We start from the raw sequence: 26,757 nt of genomic DNA, 5'->3' as shown, positions 1-26,757 counted from the left end.
AGGTGGGTCCGCCACGGCGTCGCGGGCCACGCCGCGCGCGACCTGTGGACAACGATGTGCGGAGAACGGCGGGCTTCTTTTGCGGGAGTCCCCGATCTCCTCACCGAATCGCGGGCCGGGGGCCTCCCACGCCGATGCCTGCGCCCGAGAGCTCCTCGTACGCCCGCGCGATCGCCAGCAGACGGCGCTCCGAGCCCGCCGGACCCACGAGCTGCAGCCCGACGGGCAGGCCCTCGGGCGTGAATCCGGCCGGCACGCTGATCGCGGGACACCCGGTGACGGTGATGAGGTACGCCGACCGCATCCAGTCGAGATAGGTGTCCTGCGGCCGACCGTTGATCGCGGTCGGGTATTCCTGGTCGGCCGGGAAAGGCGGCACCTGGCTGACCGGCATCGCGAGCACGTCGAAGGAGGCGAAGAACCGGCGCGCCTGCTCGGCGAGGGCGCTGCGCCCCGCGTACGCCTCCGCGACGTCACGCCCGGTCAGGGGACGCCCGGCACGGATGTTGTCGGCGAGCGACTCCTTGACGTCGCCGGGACGGCGGTCGAGCACGGCACCGAGCGTGTAGTCCATGAGCCAGGCGCGCAGCGTGCGGAACGTGGCTTCGGCGTCGGGGAGCTCGGGCCACGCCTCCTCGACCTGGGCGCCGGCACCCGCGAGGTCGACCCCAGCCGCGCGGACGACGTCCGCGACCGAGCGATCGACCTCAAAGGCGCCGCCCAGATCGACCGACAATGCCACGCGCAGACCGCGCAGCCCGACCGGGGCGGGGTCGGCGAACACCGCGCCCGGCGTCGAGTCGGCGGTCGGCACACGCGGGTCCGGCCCCGCGAGCACGCCGAGCAGCATCGCGAGATCACCGACGTCGCGGGCCAACGGGCCCTGGACTGAGACCGTCTCCCACAGGTTCCAGGTCGGCCACGTCGGGACGCGACCCCAGGTCGGTCGCAGGCCGACGACGTTGCAGAACGACGCCGGGTTGCGCAGCGACCCGCCCATGTCGGACCCGTCGGCGAGCGCGACCATGCCCGACGCGAGCGCCGCCGCGGCGCCACCGCTGGAACCGCCGGCCGAGCGACCCGTGTCGTACGGGTTGGCGGTCGTCCCGAAGACGGGGTTGAAGGTGTGCGAGCCCGCCGCGAACTCCGGGGTGTTGGACTTCGCCACCACCACCGCGCCCGCAGCGCGCACCCGCTCCACCACCAGCTCGTCGTACACCGACACGTGGTCGGCCATCACCGGCGAGCCGAACGTCGTCCGCCACCCGGCGACGTGGTGCGTGTCCTTCACCGCGTACGGGAGACCGTGCAGCGCCCCGAGCTCCGCCCCGGACGAGGTCAGGTCGTCGGCCGCCGCGGCCTGCGCATGGGCGCGGTCGACGTCGATCGACACGAGCGCGTTGACCGTGCCGTTGACCCGCGCGATCCGGTCGAGATGGAGCGTGAGCAGCTCACGCGCGGAGACCTCGCGCCTGGCGACAGCCGCCGCCATCTCCCGCGCACTGCTGTAGACGTCGATCATCGTGACCGGCGACCGAACAACCCTCCGGCGACCACGCCGGCCAGGACCAGGACGCCGCCGACGACCACACCCCGAACGAAGTCGTCGTTCGATCCGGCGCGGCCGCGGCCGCGCGTCGTCGACGCCGCCGGCGCCGTGAACCGCTGACCGGGCAGCGAGGTGTCGTCGGTCCGTGCCGAGGACGTTGCCTCGGGCTTCGCCGTCCCGTCGGGCTCGGCACCAGCGCCGGAGAGCGCGTCGTCCACCGCCCCGAAGAACTCACCCGCCATCCGCTTGCTCACAGCCGTGAGCATCCGCTGCCCGACACCACCGATCATCCCGCCCACGACGGCGTCCGCGGCGTACGAGACACCCGTGGTGCCGTCCCCTCGGTCGGCGAACCGGACGGCCACGTCGGCCGCCACCGTGCCCGGCGCCCCGGCGCCCTGCGCCCGCATGACCAGGGACTCGTGCGGGACGAGGTCGCTGAGCGCGCAGGTGCCCGTGTAGCTCCCGCGGATCGACGCGACCCCCGCGCTCACGGTCATCGCGTACGCGTTGTCACCGGTCTCCTCGAGCACCTCGCACCCGGGGATCGTGCGTACGAGGACCTGCGGGTCGAGCAGGGCCTCCCACACCGCGGCGACAGGTGCGTTGAGCACCGCCTCTCCGGCCACCTTCATGAGTCTCCCTCCAGAGCGGCCACCACCGCGTCGTCGCTGCCTGCGTGCGCACGCCGCAGGTCGAACAGCTCGCTCGGCGAGATCGGCATCCTGGTGATCGTGATGCCCTCCGCATCCTCGATCGCCGACGCGAAGACCGCCGCGCTGGGGATCACCCCCGCCTCTCCGGCACCCTTGATCCCGAGCGGGTTCAACGGTGACGGCGTCTCGAGGTGGTCGATGTCGATCGTCTCCGGCACCTCCGTGGCGTACGGCATGAGGAAGTCCATGAACGAGGCGTTCTGGAGCTGTCCGTGCTCGTCGTAGATCATCCGCTCGTAGAGCGCGCCGCCGACGCCCTGCGCGACACCGCCGTGGATCTGTCCCTCGACGATCATCGGGTTGATCAGACGTCCGCAGTCGTGGACGACGGCGTACGTGAGGATCTTGATCTCGGCCGTGTCGGGGTCGGTCTCCACGATCACGGCGTGCATGCCGGAGGCGAACGTCGACCGCGGCGGCGAGTAGAAGTCGCGGCTCTCGAGCCCGGGCGACGTCCCCTCGGGCACCGGGACCTTGTCGGGGTCACCGACGGAGAACTGGGTCGCCGCCTTGCTCGCCTCGTCGAACGCGTATCTCAACGGGTTGCTCAGCACCGCCAGCGTGCCCAGACTGATCTGCGCACCGGGCGCCCCCCTGACCTCGACCACACCGTCGCGCAGCTCGAGGTCGTCGACGTTCGCCTCCAGGGCGTCTGCGGCCAGCTCGAGCGCCTTCTGCCTGACCGAGCGGGCCGTCAGGGCGATCGCGGACCCGCTCATCACCGCAGCACGGGAGGCGTAGGTGCCCACCGCGTACGGCATGCGCCGCGTGTCACCGGTGACGACCTCGACGTCCTCGAAGCGAACACCCAGCTCGTCGGCCACGATCTGCGCGAAGGCGGTCTCGTGGCCCTGCCCCTGGGTCGTCAGTCCGGTGGAGACCTTGACCTTGCCCGTGGTCTCGACCTGGATGTGGCCGCCCTCGTACGGGCCCACGCCGGTGCCCTCGACGTAGCAGGCCAGGCCGATCCCCACCCGCCGTCCCTGCGCTCGCATCTCGTCGCGCATCGCCGTGAACTCGTCCCACCCCACGAGCGCCTTGATCTTGTCGAGCATCTGGGGGAAGTCACCGGAGTCGTAGACCAGCGCCTTGCCGTCCTGGAAGATCAGCCCCTGGTCGTACGGGAACTCGTCGGGCTGGATGAAGTTGGCGGCGCGCACGTCGGCCCGGTCCTTGCCGAGGGCGGCGGAGATCGCGTCCATGGTGCGCTCCATCGCGAACACGCCCTGGGGACGGCCGGCGCCACGGTACGGGGTGACGATGACGGTGTTGGTGTAGAGGCTGTGGAACGTCACCGAGTAGACCGGCGGCTTGTAGGGCCCGAGCAGCTGCGTCGAGGTGATGATCGGGATGATCAGGCCGTACGGGATGTAGGCGCCGTGGTCGTGCCAGATCTCGACGTAGAGACCGAGGATGCGGCCGTCGTCGTCGAAGCCGACCTCGACGTGGTGCTGCTGGGCGCGCTCGTGCGCGGCGGAGACGAAGTGCTCGCGACGGTCCTCGGTGAACGTGACCGGGCGTCCCAGCGCCATCGCCGCCATCGGGACGAGCACCTCCTCGGGCCACGGGTGCACGATCTTGACACCGAACCCTCCCCCGACGTCGGGGGTGATCACGTCGACGGTCGCGAGGTCGAGACCGAGCTTGGCGGCGATCGCGGCGCGGACCCCGGTCGAGGTCTGGGTCGAGGACCACACCTGGAGACGACCGCTGTCGGTGTCCCACTTCGCGAGCGTGCCGCGGCCCTCCAGCGGGGTGGACGCGCTGCGCTCGACGTCGAGGTCGAGCGAGAGGCGGTGCGGGGCGCGTCCGATCGCCGCCAGGGCGTCGCCGGTCGCCTGGGTCGACGACGCGGCGAGGTTGCCGGGGACGTCGTCGTGCACGAGGCGGTCGGCCGCGCGCGCCGCGTCGAGCCCGACGACCGGCGGAAGCACCTCGTACGACACCACGATCCGGTCGACCGCGTCCTCGGCCACGTAGCGGTCCTCCGCCACCACCATCGCGATCGCCTCACCGACATGGTTGACCTCGTCCTTGGCGAGGGCGTACTGCGTGCGTCCGTGCGTGAGGTCGGGGTGCGGGATGAGCAGCGGGAGCGGCTCGGCCATCGCTCCTGTGAGGTCGTCGTAGGTGTAGACCGCGACGACCCCGTCGAGGTCGAGCAGGGGGTCGACCTCGATGTCGACGATGCGGGCGTGGGCGTGCGGCGACCTGAGGACGGCGACGTGGAGCGCGTCGGGCGCGAGGTCGTCGAGGTAGCGGCCGCGTCCCCGCAGGAACCGCTCGTCCTCCACCCTGGCGACCCGAGCGCCGAACGCCTTGGTCGTCATGGCTGGTCCTCGCGGCTGGCGGGCCCCTGCGCGTCGCGGGCCTTGCGGATCTCGGCCGCCCGCAGGACGGAGCTCACGATGTTCTGGTAGCCCGTGCAGCGGCACAGGTTGCCCGCGATCATCTCGCGAGCCTCGTCGCGGGTGGGGTCTGGATTGTCCTCCAGGCCCGCCGTGATCGTGGTGAGGAAACCCGGCGTGCAGAACCCGCACTGGAGACCGTGGCAGTCCTTGAACGCCTGCTGCACGGGTGCCAGGTGGTCTCCCTCCTCGGCCAGGCCCTCCACGGTCGTCAGCGAGGCCCCGTCCATCGAGACCGTCAGCAGCAGGCACGAGCGCATCGGCCGTCCGTCGACGAGGATCGTGCACGCCCCGCACACCCCGTGCTCACAGCCGACGTGAGTGCCGGTGAGGCCGAGGTCGTGGCGCAGGGCGTCGGAGAGCAGCCGTCGCGCGGGCACGTCGAGGTCGTACGCCGCGCCGTTGACGGTGAGCGAGACGTGGTGGAGCGCGTCGGGAGCGAGGATCTCCGGAGGGCTGGTCATCGGGCACCTTGCGCGTCGCTCGCCGTCGCGCGGGCGTGCGCCGCGCGCACCACCCGGCGCGTCAGCACACCCGCGAGGTGTCGCCGGTAGTCGGCGCTGCCGTGGATGTCGGTCTCCGGATCGACCGCGCCGGTCGCGATCTCCGCGGCGGCGTCGACGTTGGCGTCGCTCGCCGAACCGTCCACGAACGCCTCCGACAGGTCGAGCACGAGCGGTGTCGGCGAGACCGAGAGATAGGAGGCCCGCACTCTCTCGATGGCACCCGCTGCTCCCACGGAGACGACCGCGGCGACCCCGCACAGCGCGTAGTCCCCGTGCCGCCGCGTCACCTCGTCGATCGCGGCACCGGAGCCCGGCCGCAGCGCCGGCACCTGCAGCTCGAGCGCCAGCTCGGCGGGGCGGACGGTGCACTCCAGCGGGCCGACGAAGAGGTCGGCCGCCTCGATCGTGCGAGCCCCCCGGGTCGACGCGACCGTCACGGCGGCGTCAAGCAGCGCGGCGACCGCAGGCATCTCGGCCGCGGCGTCGGCGTGGACCACCGATCCGAGCGTGGTGCCGCGGTTGCGGATGGTCGGGTGGGCGACCAGCCGGAGGGCGTGGCGCAGCAGTGGCTGGACCCGCCATGCGTCGACGTCGGTCTCGACGTCGACGTGGCGGGCCAGCGCCCCGATGCGGACACCGTCCTCGTCTGTCCGCACGTAGGCGAGCTCGGCCAGCCCGTTGATGTCGACGAGCGTGGTCGGCGAGGCGATCCGCATCGACAGCATCGGGACCAGGCTCTGGCCGCCCGCGAGCACCTTGGCGTGCGGGTCGGACCCGAGGACGTCGAGCGCCTCGTCGAGCGTGGCCGGGCGGACGTAGGAGAACGGTGCGGGCTTCACAGTGCTCGCGTCACCTCTTCCGCGCCGTCGTCGGTGTCCTCGCCGTGCCGCCTCCAGGCGACCAGGTGGTAGAAGGCGATGACGAGGATCGTGCCGAGGGCGATGCCCCCCAGCTGGAAGTCGTCGGTGAAGACGAGCGTCACGTTGCCGACACCGACGATGATGCCCGCGGCCAGCCCGACGATGTTGACCGGATCACCGAAGTCGACGCGGTTCTCGACCCAGATCTTGGCGCCGACCAGGCCGATCATGCCGTAGAGCACCACCGTGATGCCGCCGAGCACACCGCCTGGGATGGCGTTGACGATCGCGCCGAACTTCGGGCACAGGCCGAGGACGATCGCCACCAGCGCGGCGAAGTAGTAGGCCGCCGTCGAGTAGATGCGGGTGGCGGACATGACGCCGATGTTCTCGGCGTACGTGGTCGTCGGCGAGCCGCCGAACGCGCTGGCGAGCGAGGTGGCGAGACCGTCGGCGCCGATCGCGCGGCCCATGTAGGGGTCGAGGTTGTCGCCGGTCATCTCGGCGACGGCCTTGACGTGACCGGTGTTCTCGGCGATGAGCGCGATGACGCCCGGGAGGACGAGCAGGATGAAGGTGAAGCTGAAGCTCGGGGCGTGCACGGCCGAGACGCCGTCGGCGAGCGTGCCGGACGGGAGGTCGAACCACGAGGCGTCACCGACGGCCGACCAGTCGACCCGCTGGTGCGCGACCTCCTCGCCGGCGCGGGGCACGAAGGAGGTGATGTCGCCGAAGAGCACGTCGGCCGCCCACGAGATCAGGTAGCCGAAGATCAACGCGAGGAAGACGGCGATCCGGCCCCAGAAGCCGGGGAGGAGCACGGCCGCGCCGACCATGAACGCCGCCGTCGCGAGGGCGATCCATTGGTCCTGCGGCCAGTAGGTCGCGGCGACCACCGGTGCGAGGTTGAAGCCGATCAGCATGACGACCGCGCCGGTCACCGCAGGCGGGAGCAGCGTGTGCAGGAAGCGCGTGCCGGCGAAATGGACCGCGACGCCGACGGCAGCCAGGACGAGACCGGCCACGAGGATGGCTCCGGTGACGTCGGCGGAGTCACCGCCCTGTCCTCGGATCGCGGCGACCGCGGCGACGAACGAGGCGCTGGTGCCGAGATAGCTCGGGACCATGTTGTTGGTGATGAGCAGGAACATGATCGTGCAGATGCCGGAGAAGAGGATCGCCAGGTTGGGATCCAGGCCCATCACCACGGGGAAGACGAAGGTGGCGCCGAACATCGCCACGACGTGCTGCGCGCCGAGCCCGGCCGTGCGGCCCCAGCTCAGCCGCTCGCGTGGTCCCACCGCCTCACCGGGAGGCGGTGTCTTGCCGTCGTGCACCACGTCCCACTTGAACATCGACATCCCGGTCTCCTCAGAGCGTGTGCGAGCCGCCGCCGGGGGATCTCGGTCGGCGCACCCGGCCAATGACGAGACCCTAGTAGTGACGAGCGACATGCGACATGGTGCGAACCTGCCAACGGACCCCTGACCGGCCTGTCAGGCCTTGCTCTGCGTGTTCATCTGCCCGAAAAGAACCTGGACGGCGATAGCCTCGAGCGATGCCGAGCTTCGAGGTCACGCCGATAGGCACCGTCCGGAACGACCGGACCGACGTCCAGGAGACGGACCACTGGGGTGCCGTACGCAGCACGATCGTCCTCGATGAGCGCTTCGGCGAGGCGAGCCTCCAGGGCCTCGATGAGTTCTCCCACGTCGATGTGGTCTTCGTCTTCGATCAGTTCCCCGAGGACGACGACTACGGCGAGCCCCGTCCGTACCGCGGCCGCTCCGACCTACCGCCGGTCGGGATCTTCGCCGGCCGCGGCCCGCGCAGGCCGAACCGCATCGGGGTCACGAGCTGTGCGATCGAGTCCGTGCACGGCCGCGAGCTGACCGTGGTGGGCCTCGACGCGGTCTCGGGCAGCCCTGTCATCGACCTCAAGCCCACGATTGCGGAGTTCCTCCCGGTCGGCACCACGCAGCCCTCGTGGGTCAGCGCCATGATGTCGGACTACTTCCAGACGTAGCCTTCGTACGCCGCGTTCACTCCCGCATCTGCAGGATCTGCAGCGCCACCGCGACGTCGAGGCGCACCTGGGGGTCGGTGCTGAACGGACCGAGGATGCTCTCGAGCTTGGTGACCCGGTAGCGCATCGTGTTGTAGTGGAAGTGCTGCGTGCGTGCGGCCTCGGCCACGTTGAGGTTGACGTCGAGCAGCACCTGCAGCGTGGCTCGGAGGTCAGCGGCCGCCGCGGTGGCCTGCGCGAGCGGCCCGAGCACCTCCACGACGAAGGCGTCGAGCTCGCCCTGGTCCTCGACCTGGGACAGGAGGCGACGGACCCCGAGCCGGTCGAAGTACGTCGTCGAGCCGTCACCCTTCATCCGACGGCCGACGTCGACCGCCTTGCGGGCGCGGGCGTACGCGTCCGGGAACGCCTCCACCTCGGTCACCACGCGGCTGATGCCCGCGGAGAACGAGCGTCGCCCGCCGCCCGAGTCGCCGCGCACTGCCGCCAGCGCCTCCTCGACGACCTCGCTCACGTCCGACCCGTCCTCGGCCACCGGCAGGAGCGCGACGACCTGCGATGAGAAGTCCGCGACGGCGATGCTCCGACCTCGTCGCTCGACCACCTGACGCCAGGCCGCGGCGAATCGGTCCTGGAACCCGCGGCGCGAGCGACCTGACACCGGCGCGTCCCCGGGTCCGGGCGGGTCGAGCTGGGCGACCACGACCACCAGCGGGCGGTCGAGCTCCCAGCCGAGTCCGCGGGCGTGCTCGAGGACGTACTGCGGGCTCTCGGCCCGGTCGGTGAGCACGTCGCGGAGGAAGTCGCCGCGATACTTCCCCTCCACCGCGACGACCGCCTGCATCCGCGTGATGAGGAGCGCGGCGACGGTCGCGGCCCGCTCGAGGGCGTACACGTCGGACGCCCGCAGCGACCGTCGTTCGCTCAGCACGACCAGCCGGGCGAGCTCGGTCCCGGAAGCGGCCACGTGCAGGGATCGGATCTCGCCGACCCCGAAGGGTCGGGGGGTGCGCATGCGCTCGACCCGGACGCGGCCGGACACGTCGAGGAACTCGCTGACCTCGAGGCTGGCGCGCACGTCGTCGCTCAACGCCCCGGCCCACTCGCGTCCGTCGGTCGAGGTGACGAGGACACCGACGTCGAGCACCTGGGACACCTCCGCGGCGATCTGGTCGAGATCACCACCCTCGAGGACGATCTGGGTGAGGGCCGAGTGGAGGGCGTCGATCTGCGCGAGGACGTGCGACTGGAACGCGTTCAGTGCGGCGTAGGCGTCCCTCAGCACGTCGTCGAAGGCCACCTCGTCAGGGATCTGGACGATCGGGAATCCGAGGTCGTCGGCGAGCGCGAGCACCGACTCGGGCACCTGGTCGACGTAGCGGCCGAGCTTGATCGCGAATCCCGCGAGCCCGGCGTCGTGGAGTCCTCGCACCAGTGCCAGCATCCGGTTCACGTCGAGCCGGCGCGAGGTGTCGAGCAGCGGGAAGCCTGTCGTGACGAGCAGCTCGTGCGGCTTGACCCACCCGAGGACGTCGGGGACCTCCATCACGTTGAGGCCCGTGACGGTGCGCTCGGACCCGGCGGACCCGGCGAGCGTCTTCGCCCCGGTGAGCGCGTCGATCGCGATCACCGCGGACAGCGGGAGCCCGTACGTCGTGCCTGGCAGGTTGTGGCTTGGATCTGGCCGATCATTGGCAAGTCTCGCCATCGGCTCACCGTAGCGAACGCTCCTACGCTGACGCCATGGTCGAGCCGTTCGGATTCCGGTCCCAGGCCGCCGGGCGCCCCGACCGCCACCGGGGCGCGCACCCGTCCGCCGCCACCCCCGAGATCGCTGCCCGGCTGCACGGGCCGCGGCGGGCAGCCCCGATCGTGCACCGTGGCCCGCACGCCGTCTACGTCGACGACCGCGGGACCCGTCTGGCTGTCCTCGGCCGCGACGCGGTCGCGGTCCCCTGCGGTGTCCAGACGCCCTGGCCCGACGTCGCCGGGGTCCGGTCGGTCATCCTCGGAGGCGGGCGTTGCAGCGTCGACGACCGCGACCTCCGTGTCCAGCGGTATCTCGACGCCCGTGTCCGTCCGCTGAGCATCCGGTGGCAGGAGCACGCTCTCCCCACCGCCTCGCTCGCGACAGAGGTCGACGCCCTGCTCCGCGCCGCCGTCCCGTACGCCGCGCTCCAGGAGGACGATCCCGCCGCCGTCGACGCGCTCCTGGGTCGTGGACCGGGCCTGACGCCGCTCGGCGACGACGTCCTCGCAGGGTGGCTCGTCACCCGCCACGCCGCTGGATACCGGGGCGGCCGCCTGGCCCAGGCGGTCCTCGCGGTGGCCTCCGTACGCACGACCACCGTGTCGTCCACGTTGTTGCTGCACGCCGCTCGGGGAGAAGGCGTTCCCCAGCTGTGTGCGCTCGTGGAGAGCCTGGGCCGGCCCGGGGACGCCGACCGGCTGGCCGACCTACGCCTCGTCGGCCACACCTCCGGCGCCGGGCTCGCGCTCGGCGCAGCCCTCGCCCTGCCGTCCCCTTCGGCCGCCGCCGCCTGACCCCATCCCGAGGAGAGCGATGACCGACCACGTACGCATCCGATCGGGCGCCTACGCCGACTCGGTGACCCTGCTCCAGGTGAGCAAGCGGGTGGCCGCCTTCGCCGGGGTGGTCGACGCGCAGGTGGCGATGGCCACGGGCCTCAACCTCGAGACGCTGGCCGCGATGGGGTTCGACGTGCCCCCGGAGGCGACCCCGAACGACATGGTCGTCGCCGTGCGGCTCGACGGGGCCGTGCTCGACGACGTGCTCGTCGAGGTGGATGCCGCGCTCGACGAGGTGAGCCGCCCGGCCGTGGACGGTGATGCCACCGTCGCACCGCCACGTACGACGGCGAGTGCGCTTCGCGGGGCACCCGCCGATGCGGTCGTGCTCGTCTCGGTGCCAGGTGCCTCAGCCTTCGTCGAGGCGATGGACGCGGTCGAGGCCGGGCACGACGTGATGGTCTTCAGCGACAACGTCCCGGTCGCGCAGGAGGTCGCCCTCAAGAGCGCGGCCGCCGGGCGCGACGTGCTGGTGATGGGCCCTGACTGCGGCACCGCCGTCGTCGGCGGGGTGGGGCTCGGCTTCGCCAACGTCGTCCGTCCCGGGCCGGTCGGCATCGTCGCCGCGTCCGGCACGGGGACGCAGCAGGTCCTGGCCCTCCTCGACCAGGCCGGCGTCGGCGTGAGCGCCGCGCTCGGTGTCGGTGGACGTGACCTCTCGGCGGCGGTCGGCGGACTCTCCACCCGTACGGCGCTGGCCCGGTTGGACGACGACCCGGCGACCTCGCACGTGCTGGTGGTCTCCAAACCGCCCGCGCCGCAGGTCGCGGCGTCGATCGAGGCGTACGCGGAGTCCCTGACGGTCCCGGTCGAGCTCGCCCTGCTGGCGCCGGGCACCGACCTGACCCTGCGCACCGAGGCGCTGCTCGACTCGCTCGGTGTGCGCCCCGAGCCGTGGCGTCGTTGGGGCCAGCCCGAGGAGGCCGGACCTGGCCGTCTGTGCGGGCTGTTCGTCGGCGGGACCCTCTGCGACGAGGCCATGCTGATCGCCTCCGAGCACCTGGACGAGATCCGCAGCAACATCCCGCTGGACGGTGGTCTCGGGCTCGATCCGGCGGCCGTCCTCGCCGGTGACCTCGGCGACGCGGACGTGATGATCGACTTCGGCGACGACGCGCTGACGGTCGGCCGAGCGCACCCGATGATCGACCCGACGCTGCGGCTCGGCGCCCTCCGCCGCGCCGGGACGGATCCCTCGACCGCCGCCGTCCTGCTCGACGTCGTGCTGGGCCACGGCGCGGAGCCCGATCCCGGCGCGGTGCTGGCTCCGGCCATCGAGGCCGCCCGCCAGGCCGCCGCCGACGCGGGCCGGATCCTGGCCGTCGTGGTGACGCTGGTCGGGACCTCCTCCGACCCCCAAGGGCTCGAACGCCAGGGCGAGGCGCTCGCCGCGGCAGGGGCGTACGTCTTCTCCTCGAACGCCGAGGCCACCCGCCACGCGGTAGGGCTCGTCGCACCTGCGGCCGCCCGTACCGCCACGACCGCAGGAGAGGCACCATGACCACCCCCACCGTGGTGACTGCCGGGACCGGCCTGCTCACCGACGCCGTCGAGGACCAGGCGGTGACCGTCCGACGCGTCGACTGGCAGCCCCCGATGCCCGGGACCGAGGACGACCTCGCGACCGTCGCCGCGGACCCGCTGCGTGCAGCGGCCAACACCAAGGCGGTCGAGGCCTGTCTCGGTGTGACCGCGCAGCTCGTCGACGTCCAGCCGGCGAGCGAGGTGCTCGGGCTCGCGCCCGGCGACTTCCTGCACGCGGGGCCCCCGATCACCTGGGAGCGCGCGTCCGGTCCGATGCGGGGTGCGCTGAGGGGAGCGGCGGCCCTCGAAGGTCTCGTCTCCGACCCCGACGAGGCCGTCGCGTTCTTCGAGTCCGGCACCGGCTACACCCTGAGCCCGGCGCACCACCACGACGCCGTCGGTCCGATGGCCGGGGTGGTCTCGCCGTCGATGTGGGTCTTCGTCCTCGAGGACGCCTCGACCGGGGCGCGGACGTACTGCTCCCTCAACGAGGGGCTCGGCAAGGTGCTGCGCTACGGCGCGTACGGTCCCGAGGTCCTCGACCGGCTCCGCTGGATGTCGGGAGTCCTCGGGCCGGTCCTCCAGAGCGCCGTGCGATCGACCGGCCCCATCGACGTGACCGCGCTGCTCGCGCAGATGCTGCAGATGGGCGACGAGGCGCACAACCGCAACCGCGCGGGCACGCTGATGCTGCTCCGCGACCTCGCGCCGGCGATGATCCGGTCGGGGTCGCGGGCGGGCGACGTCGCCGACGCCGTGTCGTTCATCGGAGGCAACGACCACTTCTTCCTCAACCTCGCGATGCCCGCCTGCAAGCTGGCTCTCGACGCCGCCCGCGGGATCGACGGCTCGACCATGGTCGTCGCGATGGCCCGCAACGGGACCGACTTCGGCATCCAGGTCTCCGGCACCGGCGACCGGTGGTTCACCGGTCCCGCGCAGGTCGCCGACGGTCTCTACCTCGGGTCGTACGGTCCCGACGACGCCAACCCCGACATCGGTGACTCCGCGATCACGGAGACCGCCGGCATCGGCGGGTTCGCGATGGCGACGGCGCCGGCGATCGTACGACTGGTCGGCGGATCGGTGCCGGACGCGCTCGCCACGACACGTCGCATGAGCGAGATCACACTGGCCGCCAACCCGCGCTGGACCATCCCGGTCCTCGAGTTCGCCGGGACCCCTACCGGCATCGACGTGACCCGCGTGTGCCGGACCGGCATCCTCCCCCAGATCAACACCGGGATGGCCGGGCGTGCGGCGGGTACGGGGCAGGTCGGAGCCGGCCTCGTCACGCCGCCTGCCGAGATCTTCCCGGCGGCCCTCGCCGCCCTCGCCGAGGGTGCACGAGAGCGTGCCGCGGCCTGCTGAGCCGACCCCACACCCGGACACACCTGACCGAAACTCTCGACTCTCCCGGGAACGGTTCCTACGATTTGGCCATGGGGAGCTTCCGTACACCTCGCCCTGACGCCCTGCTCGTGGGCGCGCCGAAGGCGGGGACGAGCGCGCTGCACGCCGCGCTCGCACTGCACCCGCAGGTGTTCTCGAGCCGGCCCAAGGAGCCGAAGTACTTCATGTGCGCCGACGCTCCTCCGCCGTCGTACCGCGGCCCCGGTGACGCGCACAGCCAGCAGGAGTGGGTGTGGCGACGAGAGGACTACGAGGCGTTGTTCGCCGCGGCACCCGGGGACGCCGTACGGCTGGAGAGCACGCCGTTCTACCTCTATCTGCGCAACGCCCGCCGGCGCATCGCCGAGGAGCTGCCCGACGCCCGTCTGGTCGCCGTCGTGCGGGACCCCGTGGACCGCGCCTACTCGAACTGGATGCACCTGTGGTCCGACGGGCTGGAGCCCGTCGGTGACTTCGTCGAGGCGTTCGCGAGGGAGGACGAGCGGGTCGCGGACGGATGGGCTCCGTTCTGGCACTACCGCCGGCTCGGCCTCTACGGCAGGCAGCTGGAGGACCTCTACCGCCACGTCGACGCCGACCGCATCCTCGTCCTGCGCTATCGCGACCTCGTCCAGGAGCCTGCCGCGACGCTCGATCGTGTCTGTGTCTTCCTGGGTCTGGAGCCGGGCCTCGTCACCCACATCCCTCGCGACAACTCACGGCCGTACGCCGCCCCCGGGGCCGTCCACGACCTGACAGCGCGTGCGATGCGCGCCGGCGCTCGTGCCGGGGCGCTCGTCCCACCGAAGGTCTGGCGCCGCGCGAGCAAGCCGCTGGTCGCCGCGATGCACTGGCGCGGGGACACCACCCGCCCGGCGCTCGCGAAGGACGCGCGGGCCGCGCTGGTCGAGACCTACCTCGACGACATCGAGCTGCTGGAGAAGGTCACCGGACAGTCCTTCGACGACTGGCGTGGCACCGAGAGCCTGGGATCGTTCGCCGCGCGGGTCGCTCAGACGCCGGGCTGAGCGATCGACGTCATGAGGTCGTGCGCGCCGTCGGGCCGGGCGGCCTCGAAGTAGAAGCGGGTGCGTCCGTCGGGCAGGCGCACGGCGCTGGCGTAGCGCAGCGCACCGTCGGACTCCGGCGAGGCCGCCACCGGCGCGTCACCGACAGGCTCGAGCACGCCGGGGACAGCCCGCTCCTGAGCCAGCCCGGTCCGCTCGAACCAGTTGGACGCGGCGTCGGCGCGCCCGTCGTACAGCACGGTGAGGGGGGCGCGATCGAGAACGGCGGTGACGCGCGCGCCTCGCTCGTCCCACCCGCCCGGAGTGGGTGTGAGCACGGCCCCGCGGTCGACCCACGACAGTCCGTCGTCGCTCGTCGCGTAGCGGGTCGTCATGCGGTCCTCGGCCCCAGGGACGTCGAGCGGGTGGCAGCACACCCACATGTGCCATCCGTCCTCGTCGAGGAGCACGACAGGGTCCTTGACGCCCACCCTCTCGTCACCGGGGAGGACGACCGTACGGTGTCCGGCCTCCAGTCCCTCGGGCGTCGCCGCGTCCACCGCCTCGATCCACCAGTGCTTGGAGCCCGGGGTCGCGCAGCTCAGGTAGATCCGCCATCCGGCCTCTCCCCGGTGCACCAGCGCCGGCCGCTCGAACGACTCGGCGGCGAAGTCGTCGCGGTAGATCTCGGCCACCGGCTCGAACCGCACGCCGTCGTCCGAGCGGGCGACCACCACGCTGACGCCGCGGCCGGCGTGGATCGGGCGGCGGACGCGGTAGGCCAGCCAGAACGCGCCGTCGGCGTAGATCGCGGCCGGCGCACCGGCCCAGTTGCCGGGGCCTGGTGCGGGGGCCTCGACGACGACCTCGGCGCCGTCGAAGCGAGGAAGGGTCCGTTCGACGATGGTAGTCACGATTTTAAGTCTACCGATCCACTGCAGTTGGGTCGCGGGTTTCGCTCGCCGAGGTGTGCCGCTCCGCGGCTCGCCTGCGACGGCGGGCGACGGATTCTCTCACCGGTTCAACGTGATGCGATCCTCGAGAAGGCGGACGGCCTGGTCGGGCACGGTCGTGTTGACGCCCAGGTCATAGCCGACCTTGCCCGTCCCGTGGTAGTCGCTCGAGCCCGTCACCACGAGGTCGAGCTCTCGTGCGATCTCGCGCAGGCGAGTCCGGGTGCCGGCGTCGTGGTCGTTGTGGTCGACCTCGAGCCCGACCAGTCCCAGCTCGGCCAGGTCGGCGATGACCTCCTCGGTCAGCACCGACCGGCTCTGCCGCGTCCACGGGTGCGCGATCACGGGCCTGCCTCCTGCGTCGATCAGCAGCCGGATCATCTCCTCGAGGTGCGCCGCGTACCGGTCGACGTACGCCGGTCGGCCCGGCATCAGGTAGCGCTCGAACGCCTCGTCACGGTTGGCGACGACACCCATCGCGATGAGAGCGTCGGCCACGTGCGGTCGGCCCGTCGCTGCGGCGTCACCCGAGACCGCGAGGACGTCGGCCTCGGTGATCGGGATGTCGAGATCCTGCAGCTTGGCGATCGTCTTCGGAAGGCGGTCCTGCCGTCCGCGCAGCACCCGCTCGAGCTCGGCGAGGAGGCTGGGGTCGGTGGGGTCGGGCTCGTACCCGAGGAGGTGCACCCCCTTGTAGCGATAACGGCACGAGATCTCGAGCCCTTTGACGAGGGTGATGCCCACCCGGTCGGCTGCGGTCTGCGCCTCCCCCCAGCCCGTCATCGCGTCGTGGTCGGTCAACGCCACCACGTCGAGGCCCGCCCGCGCCGCGTTCTCCACGAGCTCGGTCGGGCTGTCGGTGCCGTCGGACCGACGAGAGTGGGTGTGGAGGTCGATGAGCACGCGGTCAGGTTACCGGCGACCGTGCACCCCGGCGGAACGCAACGGTGTCGATACGGTCGGAAGGTGGATCTCTTCGCCTGGCTCGTCGAGCAGACCCCTTCGCGCGACCGCCCGGCGCTCCTGGCTGTCGACGGCGTGGACGGCAGCGGCAAGACGACGTTCGCGACGGCGCTCGCCGCCTCCGTCACCAAGGAAGGCCGCGCGGCCGTCGTCGTCCACGAGGACGACTTCTTGAATCCGCGCCGGGTCCGGCACCACCGAGGTCGCCACTCCCCGGCAGGGTTCCTGCACGACTCCTACGACCTGGCCGCGCTGAGGGAGAAGGTGCTCGACCCACTCCTTCCGGGCGGCACGCGGCGCATCGTCACCCGTCACTTCGACCACCGCTCGGACACCGCCGTCGTTGCCGACCCGCTCGAGGTCCCGACCGACGCCGTCGTGATCGTCGAAGGCCTGTTCCTCCACCGCGACGAGCTCGTCCGACGCTGGGACCTCTCGGTGTTCCTCGACGTCCCGGTCGACGAATCGGTACGCCGGATGGCGGAGCGCGACGGCACGCCCGACGATCCCGCGCACCCGCTGGTCCGACGTTACGTCGGGGGCCAACGCCTCTATCTCTCGATGTACGCCCCTCACGAACGAGCGACGCACGTCATCGACAACGCGGGCCCGGTCTCCGAATGCACGACGGTGGCGGGTCCGTGGTCACCGACCCTCGTTCGGTGAGCACGCACCCACCACCGTGGCGTGCGGGTCAGCGGCCAGGTCAGTGCACGACCACCGGGGTCCGGGAGTCCTCGCCCACGCGCTCGATCCGCCTGCGCGGGAGGAAGAACGCCGGGACGAGCGTGAGCCCGATGAGCACCGTGGCCAGGACGAACGACGTGCCGAAGGCGTCCGCCGCCTCGCCGAACCCCTGACGGATCAGCGCGGCGGGGATGGTCTCCAGGAGGGACGGGTCGTCCCAGGACTCGATCGCGAGGCCGGACAGAGGCACGTCGGTCTCCTTGGTCACCGGCGCGCCGGTGGCCTCGGCGACGGTCGTGCCGCCCGTGAGCTGGTTGGTCAGGACCACCGAGAACACCGCGGTCCCGATGGACGCCGCGACCTGCTGAATGATGTTCATCAAGGTCGAGCCCCGGGCGATCGTGTGCTCGGTCAGGGTGGCGAGCGCCGCGGTCATCGTCGGCATCATCGTCAGACCCATGCCGAGACCCATCACGAACAGGGCGCTGAGAAGGAACGGGTAGGAGGTGTCGGCGCCGACCTGCGTGAAGCCGGCCATGCCCGCGGTGGTGAGCGCGAGACCGGTGAGCACCACCTTGCCCGGACCGATCCGGTCGACGAGTGCGCCGCCGACCGGCATCGTGAGCATCGCGCCGAGGCCCTGGGGCGCCAGGAGCAGGCCGGCGACCAGCGTGGACTCGCCGCGGACCTGCAGGAAGTAGGCGGCGAACAGGATGCTGGCACCGAAGAACGCGATCGCGAAGCACGCCATCGTGATCACGGCGACCGTGAGGTTGCGGTGCTTGAGGAGACGCAGGTCGACCAGCGGGTGCTCAGGCCGGAAAGCGTGGAACACGAACGCCACGATCAAGACGACCCCGACCGCAGCGGTCACGAGGACCTTGCTGGCCCAGACGGTGCCCTCCTCGGGGATCGAGGAGACGCCGAAGAGGAACAGTGCGAGACCCGGCGACAGCAGGATCATGCCGGTCCAGTCGAAGGACTGAGACGGCTGCGGGTTGTCCTTGGGCAGCACGCGCCAGGCGTAGAAGAGAGCGACGATGCCGATCGGGAGGTTGATCAGGAAGATCCAGTGCCAGGTGAGGCTCTCGATCAGCCATCCACCGAGGATGGGGCCACCGATCGGGCCGAGCAGCATCGGGATGCCGAGGACGGCCATCACTCGACCGATCCGGTGCGGGCCCGCCGCCCTCGTCATGATCGTCATGCCGAGCGGCATCAGCATGCCGCCGCCGAGGCCCTGGATCACGCGGAAGACCACGAGCTCGGTGATGCCTCCAGCGAGGCTGCAGAGGACGGAGCCGGCGGTGAACAGGACCAGCGCCATCATGTAGAGGCGCTTGGTGCCGAACCGGTCGGCGGCCCAGCCGGTGAGCGGGATCACGGTCGCGAGCGCGAGCGTGTAGGCCGTCATGGTCCACGCGACCTGTGCGTAGGTGGCGTCGAACTCGTTCTGGAAGGTGGGCAGCGCGACGCTCACCACGGTGATGTCGAGGATCGACATGATCGCGCCGAGCACGACCACGCCGGCGATCTTGAGGACAGCCGCGTCGAGCCTGTCACCATCTCCGGGTGCGTTGCCGGGGCCAGGTCCGCCGGTCGGCGTCTGGGTGTCTTGACTCATGGGTGAGGGTCCTTAGCCGGGGTGGTGGGTTGGCGTTCGGAGAGCGCGGCGCGTAGCGCGCGATCAAGAAGGCTACGTGTGGGCTCCGACAGCTCGCGAGCGATTTCTTGGAGCGCGGCGCGCTTGGTCTGCAGCTGGCGGCCGACGAGCTCGCGCCCCCGGTCGGTCAGCGTCACCAGACGGACGCGACGATCATCGGCACACTCGTTCCGGCAGACCAGGCCAGCGCCGACCAGCTGGTCGACGGCGCGTCCCGCCGCGGCCACCGAGACGCCGACCGCGCGGGCGACGTCACTGATCTGGGTGGTCCCTGGCCGGCTCGAGATCATGAGGAGCGTCCGCGACTGGGTCGCGGACAGGTCGAGAGCGGCGAACGCGTCGACCGCATCGCCTTCGCAGCGCGCGGCCGCCTGGAGGAAGAACTCCTCCAGGCGGCCGGCGAGGGACTCGGGTGTCGTCACCGGACGATATTAACGTCAGCGCAACAGTTTCACCTACGCGAGAGATGCGTGAGGTAGATCACTGTGCGGCTGCCGGGCCTGCCCAGTTCTTGTCGGGCTGCGGCACGGGCCGCGCCGGCTGCTCGCCGCCGCGGGACTCCAGGTAGTTGTCCTTCGGGACCATGACCTTCCGGCGGAAGACGCAGACGACCTTGCCGTCCTGGTTGTAGCCGATCGTCTCGACGTAGACGACGCCACGGTCGTCTTTGCTCTTGCTCTCCCACTTGTCCAGCACGGTCGTCTCGCCGTAGATGGTGTCGCCGTGGAAGGTCGGCGCGACGTGACGCAGCGACTCGACCTCGAGGTTGGCGATGGCCTTGCCCGAGATGTCCGGGACGCTCATGCCGAGGAGCAACGAGTAGACGTAGTTGCCGACCACCACGTTCTTGCCGAACTGCGTCGTCTTCTCGGCGTAGTTCACGTCCATGTGCAGCGGGTGGTGGTTCATGGTCAGCAGGCAGAAGAGGTGGTCGTCGTACTCGGTGACCGTCTTCCCTGGCCAGTGCTTGTAGGTGGCGCCGACCTCGAACTCCTCGTAGCTGCGGCCGAACTGCATGGGGACTCCTCGCGTCGTTGAACCCTGGGGGCGCTGACATCATGACCGATCCGCCTCCGGCTTCTCGGGTCGGGTGGCTTCCTGCCGGGCGAGCAGGGTCGCCGTCGTCGGCAGCAGAAGAACCGTGATCGTGCCTCCCGCGACGAGGATCGACGCCGTCGTCTGGGTCATCTCGCCCGCGTCCACCGCGACCGTGCTGACCGCGAACCATGAGCGGCAGGCCGGTCGAGGCCGACAGAGACACCCGTACGGAGTCGCACGGCGCCGGGGTCGATCGCCATTCCGGAGGTCACGAAGAAGACCGGGATGAGGAGGCCGAACGCGAGCCCGTTGATATTGGTCTCGAGCCGCTCGTCCCCTCCGGGCAGTGCCCGTCGAAGGATGAACCCAGCCGCGAAGGCGGCCAGGATGGTGTCCAGCTGGACGACCACGGCGAGCGCGCTCAGGGACACCAGGAGCAGCACGGTGAAGCGTACGGTCGTCTGTGCCGTCGTCTCGGCGCCGGCGCGGACGAGGCCCGGGATCACCGACGCCGGCGGGAGCAGCCTCGTCGGTACGACCGCGACCAGCACAGCCGCTACGCCGAAGAGCACGAGCGACAGAACTGCTCGCTCCGGTCCGTCGCCGCCACGACGGGGGCGATCGCGGCGCACAGGACGATCCAGAACAGCGATTCCACGCGGGCCCCCTCTCCCGGGAGGTCAGCAGTTCCAGCGCTCGATCACCGCATCGCTCCCGTGCTCGTAGCCCAGCACCGACAGCGTCGCCGTTCCGAGGGCGAGGCGCGCGCCGAACCGCAGCGGCTCGTCGAGGAAACGGGCGGCCAGCCCGCGCAGTGCGTGACCGTGCCCGAACACCAGCACGACCCCGTCCGTGGCGCGTACCCGCGCCACGACCCGGTCGAGCCGGGCCGTGACCTGCTCCGGCGTCTCGCCGCCCACCGTCCCGGCGCCGTGGGACCAGACGGTCCAACCCGGGGTCTTCTCACGGATCTGCGGCGTGGTCAGGCCCTCGTGCTCTCCGTAGTCCCACTCGACGAGGTCGGGCTCGACCTCGGCGTCGGGGAAGCCTGCCAGCGCCGCCGTCCGGCGGGCACGCAGACGAGGGCTGGTGAGGACGAGCGAGAAGGACGCCGTGGCGAGACGCGGCACCAGCTCGCTCGCCCGTTCCTCGCCCTCCGGCAGGAGCGGGAGATCCGTACGACTGGTGTGGCGGCCGTCGCGGGCCCACTCCGTCGGTCCGTGGCGGACCATCCAGAGTGCCGCGCTCATGCCGTCTCCCTCATGCCGTCTCCTCCATGTCTGTCCCGTCCGTGTCTGTCTCGTCAGCCTGTCCAGGTCGTCGGCAAGCCATGGGGCGGGGCAGCACCGATCACGGTGGCCTCGCCGAACGGCCAGGTCGTGAGGACCACCGAATACGTCCCGTCGACCTCCCCACTGTCCTCGAGCGTCACGCGGGCGAGCACGCGGTCCGGATCCGCCTGCTCCGCCAGCGCTGCGATCCGGGCGTCGACCCGCGCGCGCTCGGCCTTGCCCACGTACTGCCACATCACCGAGTGCCACACCACGGTCGCCACCCCTCGCTCCAGCTCGACCGCGTCGAGGGCGTCCCCGGCGCTCGAGCGCTCGACCACGGCCGGGACGTCGGCCGCAACCTCGCATGCCGCGCGCAGGCGGACCAGCCGCTCGGTCATGTCCGGCCATGTGTAGGCCTCCAGCGTGCGTCGGTCCTCGGCGCGCGCGACGTCCAGCGGCGCGAGGTCGAAGCCGCGTCGCTCGACCACCTCGAGCGGAGCGTCCACCGGCGGCAGCGGCCCGGCCCAGGCGTCGGCCATCACGACAGGCGAGTCCGCAGGGCCCCACCAGCCCGAGGGCGACCCGAACCGGAAGTGGTCCGCGCGAAGGTTCAGCCCCGCGCTCGCCCCGATCTCGAGCAGTCGCACGGGCAGCGCGAACCGATCGGCGGTCCGGAGCAGGCCGCCGACGAGCGCGGCCGAGCGTCCGACCTCGTTGGTCTGCGGCGTGAGGTCGAGGGCGCGACGCAGCGTGGCGCCGTGCTGATCGATCACGGCCAGCACGTGCTGCCAGGCACCCCCGAGATCCCACCGGCCACCGACGCTCGGATAGAACTCCTCGAGACCCGGCGCCTCACCCTCGAGAACCAGCCGGTGGAGCCCACCCGCGAGGCGCAGGCCGGGCACCGAGGGGAGCTCGGCCCCGTCGCTCACCAGGTCACCGAAAGCGGCGCGGGCCGGTCCCCCTGCCACGACGTCGTCGGCGAGCGCCGTGAGCATCCCCTCGTACATCGGCGAGCCGAGCCGTCCGCAGGCCCGGGCCTGCCAGGCCAGCGCGTGCGCAGCGTGTTCGACGCCAGGCGTGGTCACGCCCCTGGCGGGGCCGACGGGGGCTGGGTCGACGGGGGCTGGGTCGGCGAGGGCTGGCTCGGCGGCTGGCCCTGGCTCGGGTCCTGGCCCTGGCTCGGGTCCTGGCCCTGGCTCGGGTCCTGGCCCTGGCTCGGGTCCTGGCCCTGGCTCAGGTCTTGGCGGCCCTGACCTCCCGGCCGTGCCACGTCCGCCGCGTGCTGAGGCTGCTGCTGGGTCGCCGGGTGGATGAGCCCGGAGAGGACCCGCTGCCCGTCGGCGAGGAACTTGTGCTCGACGAGGAGCTCGTACCGGGATGCCACCACCTGGGAGACGGAGGTGAAGTCACGGCGTCCGTGCGTGAACGCGTAGCCGATGAGGCCCCAGATCACGCCGAAGACGAGACCGATGAGGATGGCTGACAGCACCACGGCGAGCCAACGACCCGGCTCGGCGAAGATGCCCACGATCAGACCCAGGAGGAGACCCAGCCAGGCGCCCGTCGCCGCACCGTAACCTGCGACCCTGCCCCAGGTGAGGCGACCCGTGACGCGCTCGACCTGCTTGAGGTCGCTGCCCACGATCATCGTGTTCTCGACCGGGAACCGCTGATCCGACAAGTAGTCCACCGCGCGCTGCGCATCGACGTACTTGTCGAAGTACGCCAGGTGCTGCGGGTACTCGAGCGTGAAGCCTTCTCTGCCTTGCTGCTGCGCCATCGCTGCCCCTTTTTCTCGACTGTCCCTCACCCTAGTGACATCAGTTGCGGCGTGCGCTGCATGTAGTGTCCAGGTGGCGTGTCTCTCGGCGTGCGCGCGGCTGCGGGCGACGACAGACTGACACGATGAGGGTGCCGCCGGCGCCACGGATGATGCCCAAGGAGGGCCGGATGCCGGACGAGACGGTGCTCGTCGTCAATGCGGGCTCGTCATCGCTGAAGTACGAGCTGCGCGATGCGAGCTCAGGGGTGCGGCTGGGGCGGGGCATCGTCTCCCGCATCGGCCACGACGGCACCTCGCTGCGCTATCAGGTGACCGGGTCGGACCCCGTCGAGAGACCGTTGCCCGGCGCTTCGTACGCCGACGCGATCGCTGCGATGTTTCAGCGGTTCGACGAGGCCGGCGCGCGCCTCGACGGGCTGATCGGAGCAGGTCACCGCGTCGTCCACGGCGGCACGGAGTTCAGCACGCCGGTCGTGGTCGACGACGACATCCTGGCGCGCATCGACGCGCTCTCCTCGCTCGCGCCCCTGCACAACCCTGTCGCGGTCGAGTGCATCCGGCTGATGAAGGAGCGCGACCCCGACCTCCCGCAGGTCGCGGTGTTCGACACCGCCTTCCACGCGACGCTCCCGTGGGAGGCCTACACGTTCGCGATCCCGCAGGAGCTCGCCGCCGAGCACCAGCTGCGCCGGTACGGCTTCCACGGGACGTCGGTCGAGTACGTCACCGGGCGGACGGCGGCGTTGCTGGGCGTCCCGCCGGCAGAGGTCAACCTCATCGTCTGCCACCTCGGCAACGGAGCGTCGATCACCGCCGTGCGCGACGGACGCAGCGTCGACACGTCGATGGGCTTCACGCCGTTGTCCGGCCTCGTCATGGGGACACGGGCCGGCGACATCGACGCGTCCGCCGTGCTGTTCCTGCTGGACACGGTCGGCATGTCCACAGCGGAGGTCGCCACCCTCCTCGAGCGACGCAGCGGTCTGCTCGGGCTCAGCGGCGAGTCCGACATGGCCAAGGTTCAGTCCCTCGCCGAGGCCGGCGACGAGGACGCGCGGGCAGCGCTCGCGCTCGCCGCGTACCGCATCCGCCACTACATCGGCGCCTACCTCGCGACCGTCCCCGGCGTGCACGCCGTCGTGTTCACCGCGGGGATCGGTGAGAACGACCCGAGCTTCCGGGCCGAGGTGTGCACACCGCTCGCGCACCTCGGCATCGAGATCGATCTCTCGCGCAACGCGCTCTCCGTGCCCGACGACGGGCTCGTCGTCGGAGGGGGGCCGATCCGGGTCGCGGTCGTGCCCACCGACGAGGAGGCCGAGATCGCGCACCACACCGTCGCCCTGGTGCGGACGGGCTCGCCCGCGCGACCGGCCGCTGCAGCGGACCACTCCGAAGCCAAGGAGAACGCATGACCGAGACGACCATCGACATGACCGCGTTCGCGAACCCCACCGACGAGGAGGTCGCCACCCTCGACGCGTGGTGGCGAGCGGCCAACTACCTCACGGTCGCCCAGATCTACCTGAAGAGCAACGTCCTGCTCGAGCGTCCGCTGTCGGCCGACGACATCAAGCCGCGCCTGCTCGGGCACTGGGGAACGAGCCCGGGGCAGTCCTTCGTCTACGCCCACATGAACCGGCTGATCCGCCAGACCGGGCAGTCCTCGATCTATCTGTCGGGGCCTGGGCACGGCGGCCCGGCAGTGGTCGCGGCCGGCTACCTGGAGGGCACCTACTCCGAGGTCTATCCCGAGGTCTCTCTCGACACCGAGGGCCTGACTCGGCTCTGCCGCCAGTTCTCCACACCGGGCGGCATCCCCAGCCACGTCTCGGTGACGACGCCCGGATCGATCCACGAGGGCGGCGAGCTCGGTTACGTCCTCATCCACGCCTTCGGCGCGGTCTTCGACAACCCGGACCTGCTCGCGGTCGCCGTGGTCGGAGACGGTGAGGCCGAGACCGGTCCGCTCGAGGGCTCCTGGAAGGGGATCTCGTTCCTCAACCCCGCCCGCGACGGCGCCGTGCTCCCGATCCTCCACCTCAACGACGGCAAGATCGCCAGTCCGACCGTGCTTGGCCGCAAGCCCCCCGAGGAGGTGCGGGAGCTCTTCACCGGCCACGGCTACGACGTGCTCGAGATCGAGGGGTCCGACCTGCCGGGTATGGACCAGCGCTTCGCCGCGGTGCTCGCCGAGGCGTACGGCAAGATCCGGGCGATCCAGGAAGCCGCCCGTGGCGGTGACTGGGACGGCGAGATGCCGAGATGGCCGATGATCGTGATGCGTACGCCCAAGGGCTGGACGGGCCCGCACGAGGTCGACGGCGTGACGATCGAGGGCACCTGGCGCGCGCACCAGGTGCCGATGTCTGATGTCCGTCAGAACGCGGAGCACCTCGCGATCCTGGAGTCGTGGATGCGGTCGTACGGGCCGGACGAGCTGTTCCCCGACGGACACCCGAGTGCTCAGGTCGAGGCGAACAACCCCGAGGGTGACCTCCGGATGAGCGCGAACCCGGTCGCCAACGGCGGGGTGCTCACGAAAGACCTCGCCCTGCGGCCGTTCACCGACTACGCGATCGAGGTCCTCAACCCCGCCGCCGAACGCTTCGAGAACACCCGCGTCCTCGGCGCGATGATGGCCGACATCTATCGCGACAACCCGGACAACTTCCGGCTCTACTGCCCGGACGAGACCAACTCCAACCGGCTCGGAGCGGTGTTCGAGGTCAGTGACCGCGCCTTCATGGAGCGGGTCACGCCGGACGACGTGAAGCTCTCCCGCGACGGACGGGTGATGGAGGTCCTGAGCGAGCACAACTGCCAGGGTTGGCTCGAGGGCTACACCCTGACCGGGCGTCACGGTCTGTTCGCGACGTACGAGTCGTTCGCCATGGTGAGCGCCTCGATGACCGTGCAGCACGCGAAGTGGCTCGAGGAGGCGAGCCACCTGCCGTGGCGCGCGAAGATCCCCAGCCTCAACATCCTGCTGACGTCGACGACGTGGCGCAACGACCACAACGGCTTCTCGCACCAGGGGCCGGGGCTGATCAACGTGGTGCTCAACATGCGCGGCATCGTCTCGAGGGTCTACCTGCCGCCGGACGCCAACTGCCTGCTGTCGGTCGCCGACCACTGCTTCCGGTCCCGGTCGTACGTCAACCTCATCGCGATCGACAAGCAGCCTCACCTCCAGTACCTCTCGATCGACGAGGCCGCCGAGCACTGCGAGAAGGGCGCCGGCATCTGGGAGTGGGCCGGCAACGACGACGGCTCCAAGAAGCCCGACATCGTGATGGCGTGCGCCGGCGACGTGCCCACGGCGGAGACGGTCGCGGCGGCGCAGCTGCTCAAGGAGTGGGTGCCGGACCTCACCGTCCGCGTGGTCAACGTCGTCGACCTCATGACGTTGCCGCGGCAGAAGGACCACCCGCACGGGATGTCGGAGTCGGAGTTCGCCGCGCTCTTCACCGAGGACGTGGACGTGCTCTTCGCCTTCCACGGCTACCACGGCGCGATCCACAAGCTGGTGCACGGCCGGCCGGACGCCGACCGCTTCCACGTCCGTGGCTTCATCGAGCAGGGCACCACGACGACGCCTTTCGACATGACGGTGCTCAACCACATGTCGCGCTACCAGCTCGTCGAAGACGTCCTCAACAACGCCCACGCGACGCCGGAGAACGCGCAGGAGCTGCGGGAGCACTGCCAGCAGATGCTCGAGAGGCACCGCACCTATGTGCGGGAGCACCTCGAGGACATGCCCGAGGTGAAGGACTGGGTTCTCAACCCGGCCACCTGATCCCCGCGTGCCCC

At 71.0% G+C, this 26,757-nt stretch carries 24 protein-coding genes and 1 pseudogene; 8 read left to right on the top strand and 17 right to left on the bottom strand.

The window, feature by feature from the left end:
• Window positions 1-100 precede the first annotated feature (100 nt).
• From KV102_RS11840 to KV102_RS11815, 6 genes are read right to left on the bottom strand one after another with little or no spacing between them, the layout of a single operon-like run.
• Window positions 101-1,522 (bottom strand): amidase, encoded by a 1,422-nt coding sequence (locus KV102_RS11840; RefSeq protein WP_220346399.1) that lies wholly within the window; start codon window positions 1,520-1,522, stop codon window positions 101-103.
• Window positions 1,519-2,184 carry a carbon monoxide dehydrogenase subunit G gene (locus KV102_RS11835; protein ID WP_220343906.1) on the bottom strand — a complete coding sequence of 222 codons (666 nt, stop codon included), beginning with the start codon at window positions 2,182-2,184 and terminating at the stop codon, window positions 1,519-1,521. The genes KV102_RS11840 and KV102_RS11835 overlap by 4 nt, the downstream gene beginning before the upstream one ends.
• Window positions 2,181-4,595 (bottom strand): aerobic carbon-monoxide dehydrogenase large subunit, encoded by a 2,415-nt coding sequence (gene cutA, locus KV102_RS11830; protein WP_220346398.1) that lies wholly within the window; start codon window positions 4,593-4,595, stop codon window positions 2,181-2,183. Before cutA ends, KV102_RS11835 begins: the two co-directional genes overlap by 4 nt.
• Window positions 4,592-5,137, bottom strand: a complete 546-nt coding sequence (locus tag KV102_RS11825) for a (2Fe-2S)-binding protein (RefSeq protein ID WP_220346397.1) — start codon at window positions 5,135-5,137, stop codon at window positions 4,592-4,594. The genes cutA and KV102_RS11825 overlap by 4 nt, the downstream gene beginning before the upstream one ends.
• Window positions 5,134-6,018, bottom strand: a complete 885-nt coding sequence (locus KV102_RS11820; protein ID WP_220346396.1) for a xanthine dehydrogenase family protein subunit M — start codon at window positions 6,016-6,018, stop codon at window positions 5,134-5,136. The genes KV102_RS11825 and KV102_RS11820 overlap by 4 nt, the downstream gene beginning before the upstream one ends.
• Complete coding sequence (locus tag KV102_RS11815) at window positions 6,015-7,400, bottom strand: uracil-xanthine permease family protein (RefSeq protein ID WP_220346395.1); 1,386 nt, start codon at window positions 7,398-7,400, stop codon at window positions 6,015-6,017. The genes KV102_RS11820 and KV102_RS11815 overlap by 4 nt, the downstream gene beginning before the upstream one ends.
• Window positions 7,401-7,597: 197 nt before the next feature.
• Here KV102_RS11815 and KV102_RS11810 point away from each other — a divergent pair, with 197 nt between their 5' ends.
• Window positions 7,598-8,065 (top strand): TrmO family methyltransferase, encoded by a 468-nt coding sequence (locus KV102_RS11810; protein ID WP_220343901.1) that lies wholly within the window; start codon window positions 7,598-7,600, stop codon window positions 8,063-8,065.
• 16 nt (window positions 8,066-8,081) lie between these two features.
• On the opposite strand, the gene KV102_RS11805 is transcribed toward KV102_RS11810, so the two are convergent.
• The gene (locus KV102_RS11805; protein ID WP_220343900.1) at window positions 8,082-9,773 is read right to left on the bottom strand and encodes a PucR family transcriptional regulator ligand-binding domain-containing protein; all 1,692 of its coding nucleotides are present in this window, start codon (window positions 9,771-9,773) and stop codon (window positions 8,082-8,084) included.
• 35 nt (window positions 9,774-9,808) lie between these two features.
• On the opposite strand from KV102_RS11805, the gene KV102_RS11800 reads away from it, so the two are divergent.
• From KV102_RS11800 to KV102_RS11785, 4 genes are all read left to right on the top strand, one after another.
• Complete coding sequence (locus KV102_RS11800) at window positions 9,809-10,609, top strand: DUF2877 domain-containing protein (RefSeq protein ID WP_220346394.1); 801 nt, start codon at window positions 9,809-9,811, stop codon at window positions 10,607-10,609.
• Between the two features lie 19 nt (window positions 10,610-10,628).
• Complete coding sequence (locus KV102_RS11795) at window positions 10,629-12,155, top strand: FdrA family protein (protein ID WP_220346393.1); 1,527 nt, start codon at window positions 10,629-10,631, stop codon at window positions 12,153-12,155.
• Complete coding sequence (locus tag KV102_RS11790; protein ID WP_220346392.1) at window positions 12,152-13,549, top strand: DUF1116 domain-containing protein; 1,398 nt, start codon at window positions 12,152-12,154, stop codon at window positions 13,547-13,549. Before KV102_RS11795 ends, KV102_RS11790 begins: the two co-directional genes overlap by 4 nt.
• Window positions 13,550-13,620: 71 nt before the next feature.
• Complete coding sequence (locus KV102_RS11785) at window positions 13,621-14,598, top strand: sulfotransferase (RefSeq protein ID WP_220346391.1); 978 nt, start codon at window positions 13,621-13,623, stop codon at window positions 14,596-14,598.
• Here the strand turns inward: KV102_RS11785 and KV102_RS11780 are convergent.
• Window positions 14,583-15,491, bottom strand: coding sequence for a hypothetical protein (locus KV102_RS11780; protein ID WP_220346390.1), 909 nt, complete (start codon window positions 15,489-15,491; stop codon window positions 14,583-14,585). The genes KV102_RS11785 and KV102_RS11780 overlap by 16 nt on opposite strands.
• 99 nt (window positions 15,492-15,590) lie before the next feature.
• Window positions 15,591-16,433, bottom strand: a complete 843-nt coding sequence (locus KV102_RS11775; RefSeq protein ID WP_220343894.1) for a PHP domain-containing protein — start codon at window positions 16,431-16,433, stop codon at window positions 15,591-15,593.
• Between the two features lie 63 nt (window positions 16,434-16,496).
• Between KV102_RS11775 and KV102_RS11770 the strand changes: the two genes are divergently transcribed.
• Window positions 16,497-17,159: a zeta toxin family protein gene (locus tag KV102_RS11770; RefSeq protein WP_220346389.1), complete on the top strand. Its 663-nt coding sequence runs from the start codon at window positions 16,497-16,499 to the stop codon at window positions 17,157-17,159.
• 40 nt (window positions 17,160-17,199) lie between these two features.
• Here the strand turns inward: KV102_RS11770 and KV102_RS11765 are convergent, their stop codons facing one another.
• From KV102_RS11765 to KV102_RS11735, 8 genes and pseudogenes are all read right to left on the bottom strand, one after another.
• Window positions 17,200-18,804: a DHA2 family efflux MFS transporter permease subunit gene (locus KV102_RS11765; RefSeq protein ID WP_220346388.1), complete on the bottom strand. Its 1,605-nt coding sequence runs from the start codon at window positions 18,802-18,804 to the stop codon at window positions 17,200-17,202.
• The gene (locus tag KV102_RS11760) at window positions 18,801-19,265 is read right to left on the bottom strand and encodes a MarR family transcriptional regulator (protein WP_220346387.1); all 465 of its coding nucleotides are present in this window, start codon (window positions 19,263-19,265) and stop codon (window positions 18,801-18,803) included. Before KV102_RS11760 ends, KV102_RS11765 begins: the two co-directional genes overlap by 4 nt.
• Before the next feature lie 58 nt (window positions 19,266-19,323).
• Entirely contained in the window at window positions 19,324-19,860 is a 537-nt protein-coding gene (locus KV102_RS11755) for a MaoC family dehydratase (protein WP_220346386.1), read from the bottom strand.
• Window positions 19,861-19,899: 39 nt separating this feature from the next.
• A complete protein-coding gene (locus tag KV102_RS19180) occupies window positions 19,900-20,031 on the bottom strand; it encodes a hypothetical protein (RefSeq protein WP_255560910.1) in 132 nt (43 codons plus the stop codon).
• Window positions 20,028-20,513: a cation:proton antiporter gene (locus KV102_RS11750; RefSeq protein ID WP_220346385.1), complete on the bottom strand. Its 486-nt coding sequence runs from the start codon at window positions 20,511-20,513 to the stop codon at window positions 20,028-20,030. Before KV102_RS11750 ends, KV102_RS19180 begins: the two co-directional genes overlap by 4 nt.
• 48 nt (window positions 20,514-20,561) lie before the next feature.
• Complete coding sequence (locus KV102_RS11745) at window positions 20,562-21,131, bottom strand: histidine phosphatase family protein (protein ID WP_220346384.1); 570 nt, start codon at window positions 21,129-21,131, stop codon at window positions 20,562-20,564.
• Window positions 21,132-21,184: 53 nt separating this feature from the next.
• Window positions 21,185-22,243 (bottom strand): DUF2332 domain-containing protein, encoded by a 1,059-nt coding sequence (locus tag KV102_RS11740; protein ID WP_301021478.1) that lies wholly within the window; start codon window positions 22,241-22,243, stop codon window positions 21,185-21,187.
• Between the two features lie 227 nt (window positions 22,244-22,470).
• A pseudogene (locus KV102_RS11735) lies at window positions 22,471-22,938 on the bottom strand (general stress protein); the annotation flags it as partial.
• A gap of 125 nt (window positions 22,939-23,063) precedes the next feature.
• Here KV102_RS11735 and KV102_RS11730 point away from each other — a divergent pair.
• Complete coding sequence (locus KV102_RS11730; RefSeq protein ID WP_255560907.1) at window positions 23,064-24,356, top strand: acetate/propionate family kinase; 1,293 nt, start codon at window positions 23,064-23,066, stop codon at window positions 24,354-24,356.
• Complete coding sequence (locus tag KV102_RS11725; RefSeq protein WP_220346383.1) at window positions 24,353-26,743, top strand: phosphoketolase; 2,391 nt, start codon at window positions 24,353-24,355, stop codon at window positions 26,741-26,743. Before KV102_RS11730 ends, KV102_RS11725 begins: the two co-directional genes overlap by 4 nt.
• Window positions 26,744-26,757 lie beyond the last annotated feature (14 nt).

It is taken from the genome of Mumia sp. zg.B53 (genome assembly GCF_019550935.1).
In the GTDB taxonomy this organism is placed as follows: domain Bacteria; phylum Actinomycetota; class Actinomycetes; order Propionibacteriales; family Nocardioidaceae; genus Mumia.
The sequence above is the reverse complement of the archived record's forward strand: the minus strand, read 5'-3'. Positions and strand labels throughout refer to the sequence as shown.

Coding starts and splice junctions, on each gene's coding strand:
- KV102_RS11840 (WP_220346399.1), bottom strand. CDS start 1,522: ATGATCGACGTCTACAGCAGTGCGCGGGAGATGGCGGCGGCTGTCGCC.
- KV102_RS11835 (WP_220343906.1), bottom strand. CDS start 2,184: ATGAAGGTGGCCGGAGAGGCGGTGCTCAACGCACCTGTCGCCGCGGTG.
- cutA (WP_220346398.1), bottom strand. CDS start 4,595: ATGACGACCAAGGCGTTCGGCGCTCGGGTCGCCAGGGTGGAGGACGAG.
- KV102_RS11825 (WP_220346397.1), bottom strand. CDS start 5,137: ATGACCAGCCCTCCGGAGATCCTCGCTCCCGACGCGCTCCACCACGTC.
- KV102_RS11815 (WP_220346395.1), bottom strand. CDS start 7,400: ATGTCGATGTTCAAGTGGGACGTGGTGCACGACGGCAAGACACCGCCT.
- KV102_RS11810 (WP_220343901.1), top strand. CDS start 7,598: ATGCCGAGCTTCGAGGTCACGCCGATAGGCACCGTCCGGAACGACCGG.
- KV102_RS11805 (WP_220343900.1), bottom strand. CDS start 9,773: ATGGCGAGACTTGCCAATGATCGGCCAGATCCAAGCCACAACCTGCCA.
- KV102_RS11800 (WP_220346394.1), top strand. CDS start 9,809: ATGGTCGAGCCGTTCGGATTCCGGTCCCAGGCCGCCGGGCGCCCCGAC.
- KV102_RS11795 (WP_220346393.1), top strand. CDS start 10,629: ATGACCGACCACGTACGCATCCGATCGGGCGCCTACGCCGACTCGGTG.
- KV102_RS11790 (WP_220346392.1), top strand. CDS start 12,152: ATGACCACCCCCACCGTGGTGACTGCCGGGACCGGCCTGCTCACCGAC.
- KV102_RS11785 (WP_220346391.1), top strand. CDS start 13,621: ATGGGGAGCTTCCGTACACCTCGCCCTGACGCCCTGCTCGTGGGCGCG.
- KV102_RS11765 (WP_220346388.1), bottom strand. CDS start 18,804: ATGAGTCAAGACACCCAGACGCCGACCGGCGGACCTGGCCCCGGCAAC.
- KV102_RS11755 (WP_220346386.1), bottom strand. CDS start 19,860: ATGCAGTTCGGCCGCAGCTACGAGGAGTTCGAGGTCGGCGCCACCTAC.
- KV102_RS19180 (WP_255560910.1), bottom strand. CDS start 20,031: ATGACCCAGACGACGGCGTCGATCCTCGTCGCGGGAGGCACGATCACG.
- KV102_RS11745 (WP_220346384.1), bottom strand. CDS start 21,131: ATGAGCGCGGCACTCTGGATGGTCCGCCACGGACCGACGGAGTGGGCC.
- KV102_RS11730 (WP_255560907.1), top strand. CDS start 23,064: ATGAGGGTGCCGCCGGCGCCACGGATGATGCCCAAGGAGGGCCGGATG.
- KV102_RS11725 (WP_220346383.1), top strand. CDS start 24,353: ATGACCGAGACGACCATCGACATGACCGCGTTCGCGAACCCCACCGAC.